At 37.3% G+C, this 7,764-nt stretch carries 7 protein-coding genes; 5 read left to right on the top strand and 2 right to left on the bottom strand.

Going from position 1 to position 7,764, the window contains the following annotated elements:
• The first annotated feature begins 496 nt into the window (after window positions 1–496).
• Window positions 497–820: a hypothetical protein gene (locus tag ACFIJS_RS05520; protein ID WP_375650525.1), complete on the top strand. Its 324-nt coding sequence runs from the start codon at window positions 497–499 to the stop codon at window positions 818–820.
• A 559-nt stretch (window positions 821–1,379) separates the two neighbouring features.
• Here the strand turns inward: ACFIJS_RS05520 and ACFIJS_RS05515 are convergent.
• Together ACFIJS_RS05515 and ACFIJS_RS05510 are read right to left on the bottom strand one after the other, a co-directional pair.
• On the bottom strand, window positions 1,380–1,760 hold the full coding sequence (locus ACFIJS_RS05515) for a DUF6990 domain-containing protein (RefSeq protein ID WP_375650524.1): 381 nt from the start codon (window positions 1,758–1,760) through the stop codon (window positions 1,380–1,382).
• 169 nt (window positions 1,761–1,929) lie between these two features.
• Window positions 1,930–2,436 carry a hypothetical protein gene (locus ACFIJS_RS05510; protein ID WP_375650522.1) on the bottom strand — a complete coding sequence of 169 codons (507 nt, stop codon included), beginning with the start codon at window positions 2,434–2,436 and terminating at the stop codon, window positions 1,930–1,932.
• 125 nt (window positions 2,437–2,561) lie between these two features.
• Here ACFIJS_RS05510 and ACFIJS_RS05505 point away from each other — a divergent pair, with 125 nt between their 5' ends.
• The 4 genes from ACFIJS_RS05505 to ACFIJS_RS05490 form a co-directional block, all read left to right on the top strand.
• Window positions 2,562–2,828: a hypothetical protein gene (locus tag ACFIJS_RS05505; RefSeq protein WP_375650521.1), complete on the top strand. Its 267-nt coding sequence runs from the start codon at window positions 2,562–2,564 to the stop codon at window positions 2,826–2,828.
• A 2,713-nt stretch (window positions 2,829–5,541) separates the two neighbouring features.
• Complete coding sequence (locus tag ACFIJS_RS05500) at window positions 5,542–6,105, top strand: NADPH-dependent FMN reductase (RefSeq protein WP_375650520.1); 564 nt, start codon at window positions 5,542–5,544, stop codon at window positions 6,103–6,105.
• A gap of 17 nt (window positions 6,106–6,122) precedes the next feature.
• The gene (locus tag ACFIJS_RS05495) at window positions 6,123–6,638 is read left to right on the top strand and encodes a short-chain dehydrogenase (RefSeq protein WP_375650518.1); all 516 of its coding nucleotides are present in this window, start codon (window positions 6,123–6,125) and stop codon (window positions 6,636–6,638) included.
• A gap of 929 nt (window positions 6,639–7,567) precedes the next feature.
• Window positions 7,568–7,764, top strand: a 197-nt coding sequence (locus ACFIJS_RS05490) for a hypothetical protein (protein WP_375650517.1), incomplete at its 3' end; no start/stop codon positions are given.

The raw sequence follows: 7,764 nt of genomic DNA, 5'->3' as shown, positions 1-7,764 counted from the left end.
TGCCCAAACCCTCATAAGGCAGCATCCAATCCATGAGAGGATGCACTCAGCCCTCAAAGAGTGCATCCTTCCCCTCAACGGATACTGCCCAAACCCTCATAAGGCAGCATCCAATCCATGAGAGGATGCACTCAGCCCTCAAAGAGTGCATCCTTCCCCTCAGGGGTTTTACTCAACTTTCATCGCATCTCATTCTTATGAACCCTCATTTTTATGAATCTTTGCTCAAAGGCATAAAAAAGAAGTTTGCTAGCAACTATTATATTACCCGTCTTATGGGATTCCACTTCCATACAGAGCTTTCAAACTTTTTTACACCTTCATAAAATAGAATCTGAAAGATTTCATTAAGGCAATTAAGGGTAAATTTTGTCAATTTATAGACAAACTTTATTCTTTTTTATGATTGTTGTATTTTTACTATAGTTATTTAAATCGAATTTATATATGATACATATTGATATTTATTTATAGAAATAAATATAGGAGAAAAACTATGAATATCAGATATTTTTTCATAGCAGGAGCAATTACAAGTGGTTTAGCCCTCGCAATTCAAAAATCTGATCGTATAGTCAATAAACAACCCTCTCCTATTGTTGCTCCTTATACTATTGAGAAAACGAATTTACAGTTTTTTAAACAAGTAAGGAACACATCGGATACATTGAATATACTGAGAATAAATAATAAAAGCGGATCAGAACAAGCATCAATAAACGATATATACGAAAAAGGAAAAAGTTTATTGAATGCAATAGCTGGTTTTTTAGGATCAATTATTATATATCTCATACAAATGTTTTCCAATAGAGTATAAGATACAAAAATTTCTCAAAGTAAAATTATATACATTTTGTATATATTGTAAAATTTCAAAAAAAGGCCCTTTTAAAATGAGGCCTTTTTTTTTTAATTTAATTTTTATTGTATCTTTATTTTTATTGGCTAAATATCATCGCCTTCAAAAATGACATTTTTATTTGTCTCACATTTCAAACGATAAAGGCTTTTCCCCTATCTCCCCCCTATAGCGCTTTAGTCAACGGACCTTCCTCCATACCATTTAAATCAGCGATAATTTATGAGCCTTTTCTAACAAAACAAAGAGTCCGTCTTTAAGAAGATAGCAGAATTTATAATCGATTTTTCGCCCCTATTCTTAAGGATCAAGCCATTTTCAGTCTATTTTTTAAAATCTTGCTATTATTCTTGATTTTTCGAGCACTTTATTTTGCTCTGGTGTGAAAGATGTGAAAGCGTCTCAATCATGGCGCTTTCACATCTTTCACACCAGAGTGCTTTTCTTCAACAGGAGAGTAAACTAATCAATTTTTATATCCCTAACTGCGATTTTACCATCTTTAATATAAGTAATATCAGGAGATATGTTTTACCCCTTCTGCTGCAAAGACGTATGGTTCATCACTTACAATACATCCTTGTTCCCTTAATTCTTGTTTTTTCTCCTCAACTAATTTTTTATGAAAAGCGCGTTTTTGATTACACGTATTAGGAGGGCTCACTCTGAAAAGCTGATAGTCCATGGCTATGGACCACTTCTCAGCAACTCGTTCCAGCAGATCGTCACTGAACTTTCCTGCCCTTTTCACTTCTTGAGCTATCGTCATCGCGCGTTCCAAATGGACTTTTTCAATAGTTTTATCAAAGCCAAACTGCTTATCTGCCGTAAAACTTTCGTCATAAGACGCTAAAGTCTCAACATCGCCTAGCAAAGCAAGAGCAGCAAGATGCAGCAAAGCATAAAGTGCTGCCTCTGCATCACCCGTTGCCCAAGATAAAGAGTCTTTTTTCCAAGGGGAAAAACTCTATTGAGAGCAAAACATTTCATGCAAACAATCATCTTCCATTGTCCATTCTAAAGTTTTTTCAAGAGCTTTCTTTAAACGCCAAACACTCACTCTTTCTTCAAAAAATTTCCAATCCATTGGATACAAAATTTATAAATACTGTTGGCAAAACCCCAGAATTATCAGGATTAATCGTCTGACAAGCCGCAGTAAAAATACCGCTCATAATTAAAAGCCCACGATCAAACGGCGAAAATTCCTCCACTTTCTCACCATTATAAAGAAACTGCACTTCACAATCTGGTAAAAAGAAGGTTGCCAAATGATCTCCTTTTCCCTCGATTTCCATCAACCATCCCAAGCTTTTTAAAAGCGCTTTTGCACTTTCCATAACGAGAATTTCATGATCATCATAATCGACAGAGAGCTCTTTTTCCTTTTGCTGCAAACGCCTCTTCTGCACCACGGCTTCGTCTTTCCAAAACTGCTGAAGTACGAGATCATTTTCCTTAAGCACTCTTTCCAGCTCGCCTTTCACTTGAAAATGAATTTTCATCCGTTTGAAGACAGAGGTATAAAGAGCCACAACAAGCATGATAATGATCATGCAAATAGCAATCATCACCTAGAACTGGGGATCCAAGACAAGTACTGCTATAGGATCCCTGTTCATTTTCCCCCTCACTCTTTGAAAAAGCCCGTGCAGCAGAGAGCTTATTTGCTCTCGTCCAGAAATTGGGTCTGCTCGTTTTGGGATCCTTTTTTCAATTTACGCATTATGATGATGCAAAACCCAAATATCACCGGAATCAAGAAAAGTGCACAGGTGGTTATGGCTTGCGCCATTATAAAAATAATAATATTCGTGGTACCTTGCCATTCCTTTACCTTCCTCACACCTCAAACAGTGAAGATTTTAAACCGCGCCAATCTGTAAACAATAGCCACAATTCAGCTTTTTCTGCCAAAAAATTCCCCTGTTTTCAAGAAAACGACCCTGCATCCCCACTTCAATAGGATTCATTTCAAAGACTGGATAAACAAGGCGCCTAAAAATACAAAAACAACCCATATACCGCTACCAAAACCGTTCTTTTACTTGTCCCACATTTCAAACGATGAAGTAAGTCCCAAGTGCTCACTTTAGGCTCTAAACCCCACACTCTTATTCCATAACGCTTTAATCAATAATGGTCTATAATATAATCAGCTTTTCTTCCAATCAATACTATCCTCAACACCATCCTTTAGAGCAATGTTTACGGCTAACCATAAAGAGCACCAAAACATATCAGAGACAAAATGGTATAGAGAGCAATCCCTATAAATGTTGAATCTCTCATAATTTCTTAATTATTTTTTCTCCTCTCATGACTTCTCAAACACTGTATCATATTCTTTCAACACGCTTTTCAGTTCTTTTCTTAACCAGCGATACATTCTCACCTGCTTAAAGACACAATAATAAAGTTTCAAAATCATCGTAGGAATAAAAGCGAACCACACTGTCACAAACATAAGCACGAGAACAAATATTGCAACAAGAATATCATCCATTTTCCCTCTCATGCCTTTTTTATACCAATCCTTTTGAAAGGTTATTTTACCCCGTTGCTGGTTTATTTCTTTCAATTTCTGAGTATTTTTTCTCAAAAAAAAACCACAATGTTATGCAAAGTATCAACATAACTGGGATCAAGACCAAAGCACACACTGTAATCACTTTCCAAAACGCACACACAGAGAGAGAAAAAGGGGTGTATCCTGCCACCCTTCAATTTCCCTTTACTCCCCAGGATGGTAGAAAAAAAATCCTGTTCCACAGCTCAATAATGAGTGAGAGGAAACAAATGACAACATACTCCCGCACAGAAAAATACTCTTTCTCAAAAAAAAATCGCGCAGTTCATTATAAAATGCTGATTTTTCCCCTTCATTGCTTTTCCCTTTTTTATGAAAAGCGCATTTCTTTTCTCATGCTCGCTCTTTTAAGAACCACTAAAAGTGCGATGTATGGTGCTTGCCTTGTTATTCAACAAACCACTCAGATTTTCTAAAAGCGCGGTCGCTCTCTAAATGATAAGAGCATCCTCCTCATTACAAACTTAATGGGCTTCTTTAGCCTCTTTGCATGATGATCTTTCAACCATCCGCTTATTCTTTATCACAAGAGCTGCTGAACATTGCCTCTCCCCCTTACTATAGCTGCGCAAGCGTCCTGTCGTGCTCTTTTCTTACGCGTTTCAATTCTCGTCTTACTTTATAATACATTCTCACACGCTTGAACACAAAATAATAAAATTCCAGAATGAGCATGATAAGACCCACAGAAAAAAAGACTTCCAAAAGAAATATCAACAAAAAGTATACGATAAAAAAACGGCTTATTTTTTCTCTATCATTTTTTGACGGATTAGTTTGTTGATCGGTTGTGTGACCCCGTTGCTGGATAGCCTCTTCTAACTGCTGAATCCTTTTTTTTAACACATACGTTAAGATAAGATAAAGCACCAATAAAACAGGCATCAAGGCAAAAACACACACCATGATGACTTCACGCAGCACAAAGAACGCCAAAAGAGAGCTATCCTGCGATACACTCAACGTCCACTTGGATTCTAATGGTATCACAAGAGCTCTATGACATATCGCAATAATGAGTGAAATAAGACAAATGATAATATGGTCTTTATAAAAACGAAATGATTTTCCAAAAACAAAAGAGCACAGTTTGTTATAAAATGTGGAATTTTCCCCCTTCATTTGCTTTTCCTTTTATACCACTATTTGTCCTTGGCTTTTATAAAGACACGAACAATCTCTTAAGTAAAATTCCGTTCATTGTCGTCAAACAGAATACCCCAGAGAACACTTGTATTGCATATTTGGTTGCCAATACTTCAATTTTGCCAATTCACTATGCTTGTTTTAAAGAAACATCTCTCAATACTTCCAAACCAACGCGCGTCACCCCTATTACATGAACAGCACCCATGAAGGATATAACAATAGTGCTCTCATGAATATATCCCCCTTATATAAAATCTATTACCACCACCGCTTCAATAAAAAATGTAATCCGGCGTCATTTATATACGCCACCTGCTGCCTCTACGATAACCCTCCCTTGCAACAAGCCCCCATATTCGTTCCTCTACAAGACCCAAATTACCCCCTAAGGTGTCTCCCTACAACACATCCCCCTGCTCCTACAACAAGCATACCCCACCTTTACGATAGCCCTTATCCCTTGAAAAGATAAAAGCATTTTTATTGTTTTCGTCCCCCCTTAGACATGAAAAAAGTAACTTCCATTGATTTGCAAATGATTGCGCAATAAGAGCATTTGAAATAAGAAAATCTTTCAACCCTCTTATGCCAATTAAAAAGGATCAATGATCATTCAAAATATGACGATATATTCCATATTTCATTAGGGTTCTTGCAAGTCAATAGCTAAGAATATATTCATAAAAGCGCTTCTAAGACACGAAACAGCCACTATTTTTGAGATCAAACGTTTTAAATATTAATGAAAGCACTAACATTCCCTTGCAAGTTTGAGGTGTTGTTTTATCAACAATCTTGTTAGTATAGATTGATTCTATGACCATGCGATATCATCACAATTGCTCTTTATGGACAGCATAATAATACGCGTCATTTTACTCACAATTCTTTATAAGCCTTGCGTTATAGGCTTATTGGGAAAAGATAAAGGAGAATCCTATTGGATATAGCAATTATTTTGGGGTCTGTGCGTCAACCTTCATTAACAAGAACTTTAGCCAGTTATTTAGCGGATTGCCTCATGAAGCGGGGTGCATCACTTCATTGGGTTGATTTGCGTGAACAGCCCTTGCCGATGACAGATCCAGATTATCATTATCAGCTTGAGGCTAATCCAAATGCTGCTGTTCGTCAGTTTGTAAAAACCATTGCAGCAGCTGATGGCGTTATTCTAGCAAGCCCCGTTTATCAAGGATCTTATTCGGGTGTTTTAAAAAATGCTCTTGATAATTTAGCTTATAATGCCTTTTTAAATAAACCTGTTGGGCTTATCTCTCATGGGAGTACCGCCAAAAAATGCGCACAACCGTGTGAGCATTTATTGCCGGTGGTGCGCACACTTTATGGTTACGCACTCCAATGTCAAATCGCCTCTTCCAACGAAGATTTTTCCTCAGATGATGAAGGTCGTACTTGGAAAGTTATAAGTGAAGAGATACAAACACGTTGTGAAAAGCTTGCTGATGAAATGTGCACATTTTTAAAGCAACGAGGTGTGATTTAAAGAAAAGAGGGAGGGGCATGAAAAAAAAGGAGGCGCACTATCGTTATTTAGTGGTAGGGGGCACGGAGATGCTTGCCCCTTTGTATCGATCACTAGAGCCAAAAGAAGTGATTATTGCTGCACGCTTTCTTTCACATAAAACCCAGCTTGAGGCATTGAAAAAAAAACAGTTATGCGTGCCGTTGGATTATGATTGTGCGGCATCAAAAGTACAATTTTTAGAAGCTGTGAATCAATGGCATGATCTAAAATATTGCATATTATGGATTCATTCGCCTGCCCATGCATTTTCTTGCGCATTAATTGAGCGATTAGCTCTTTTGCCTACACCACCATGTATTCTTCATATTTTTGGTTCTAACACTCATGATCAAATGATCATCGATTGTGCGCGCAAAAACAAGGTTGATTTTATCCCCATTCAATTAAAACAAAAAACAACCCCAAAAGGTTCACGATGGCTGCCCCATCAGGAGATAAGCCAACAGGTACTGGATGCCATAAAAAACCATATGAATAAACAAAACTTATGATCAATACCTATGGCTTTGCAAAGAAGCAGGGACCCCCTTAATCTCTATCCATACCCGAACATCCTCTTGAGTCCCCCATACTCTCTAAATCATAGGCTTTGAGAACGAACAATCCTCCTCCCTGCGCCTCAAACAGCATCCTTGTATCAACAACAACAGAACCAAACGGTTTTTAACTGTCTCACACGGCTTCTATCCCTCTGACAATTTATTATCCTTCCCGCAAGCTTATTCCCTTCTCACGCGACTTAGACAGCATAATCTTATGGGGTGTTATGGCATAAAACTTAAAACAGCAAATTGTGTTTAGAATTTTTTATCTATTTTAAAACTGACCTTTCTCTCCACACCTCAAAGAACGATGTTTTCCGCGGGACGTAAGGTTCCCACGAAAATCTTCTCTTTCAACAGTCCAAATTTTAGCGGGTTCGATTTGACTTCCCCCTCATAGTCTTCCCTTAGTCCTTATACCCGACAAGCTTTTTTAAAGAAACTTCAACGCGCTCCTTAAAAAACACTTAAACGTACCAAGAAAGCTATATCAAAACAGAATTTTATGACATCATAGGATGATATATTATAAAAAACACCATATCAGAACCGAATGAAAATTAGACACCCTTACAGTCAGTGTGCAAAAAGCACTCTCATAGGGTAAGAATGCTAAAAAAGTATCACAATAAACCGATAGAAAACACAATCAGCAACTATGCTTGCTTTAAATGCATTTTTACGACAGAAAATAAGAAAACCTAAAATAAAGAACCGTAAACTTCCAAGCTATCAAGCTCACAAAACAAGTGGTGGATTCAACTAAATTTAAAGCCTTATAGGAAAACCACTGATCATATACAAGATATACCAAAGATACGAAACCTTCTCTCAATTTATACAAAAGAGATCACTAGCTCTTTATGGCTCTTCAAATCATGAAATTTACAGAACCATCACCAATTGAATTTTTAAAAGCTAATCCTTTAAATAAATTGATAAAAAACGCTTCATCACCCCTCACATCCAACCTCTTCCCTTGTCCTCCACACACACTTCCCTTCTCACCAAACTCCTCCCATTCCAATGACGCATTTCACACTCCAACCTTTACGCCTCCATTGGCACCCTCTTC

It is taken from the genome of Bartonella sp. OT172YNZD, assembly GCF_042193725.1.
GTDB lineage: Bacteria > Pseudomonadota > Alphaproteobacteria > Rhizobiales > Rhizobiaceae > Bartonella > Bartonella grahamii_A.
The sequence above is the reverse complement of the archived record's forward strand: the minus strand, read 5'-3'. Positions and strand labels throughout refer to the sequence as shown.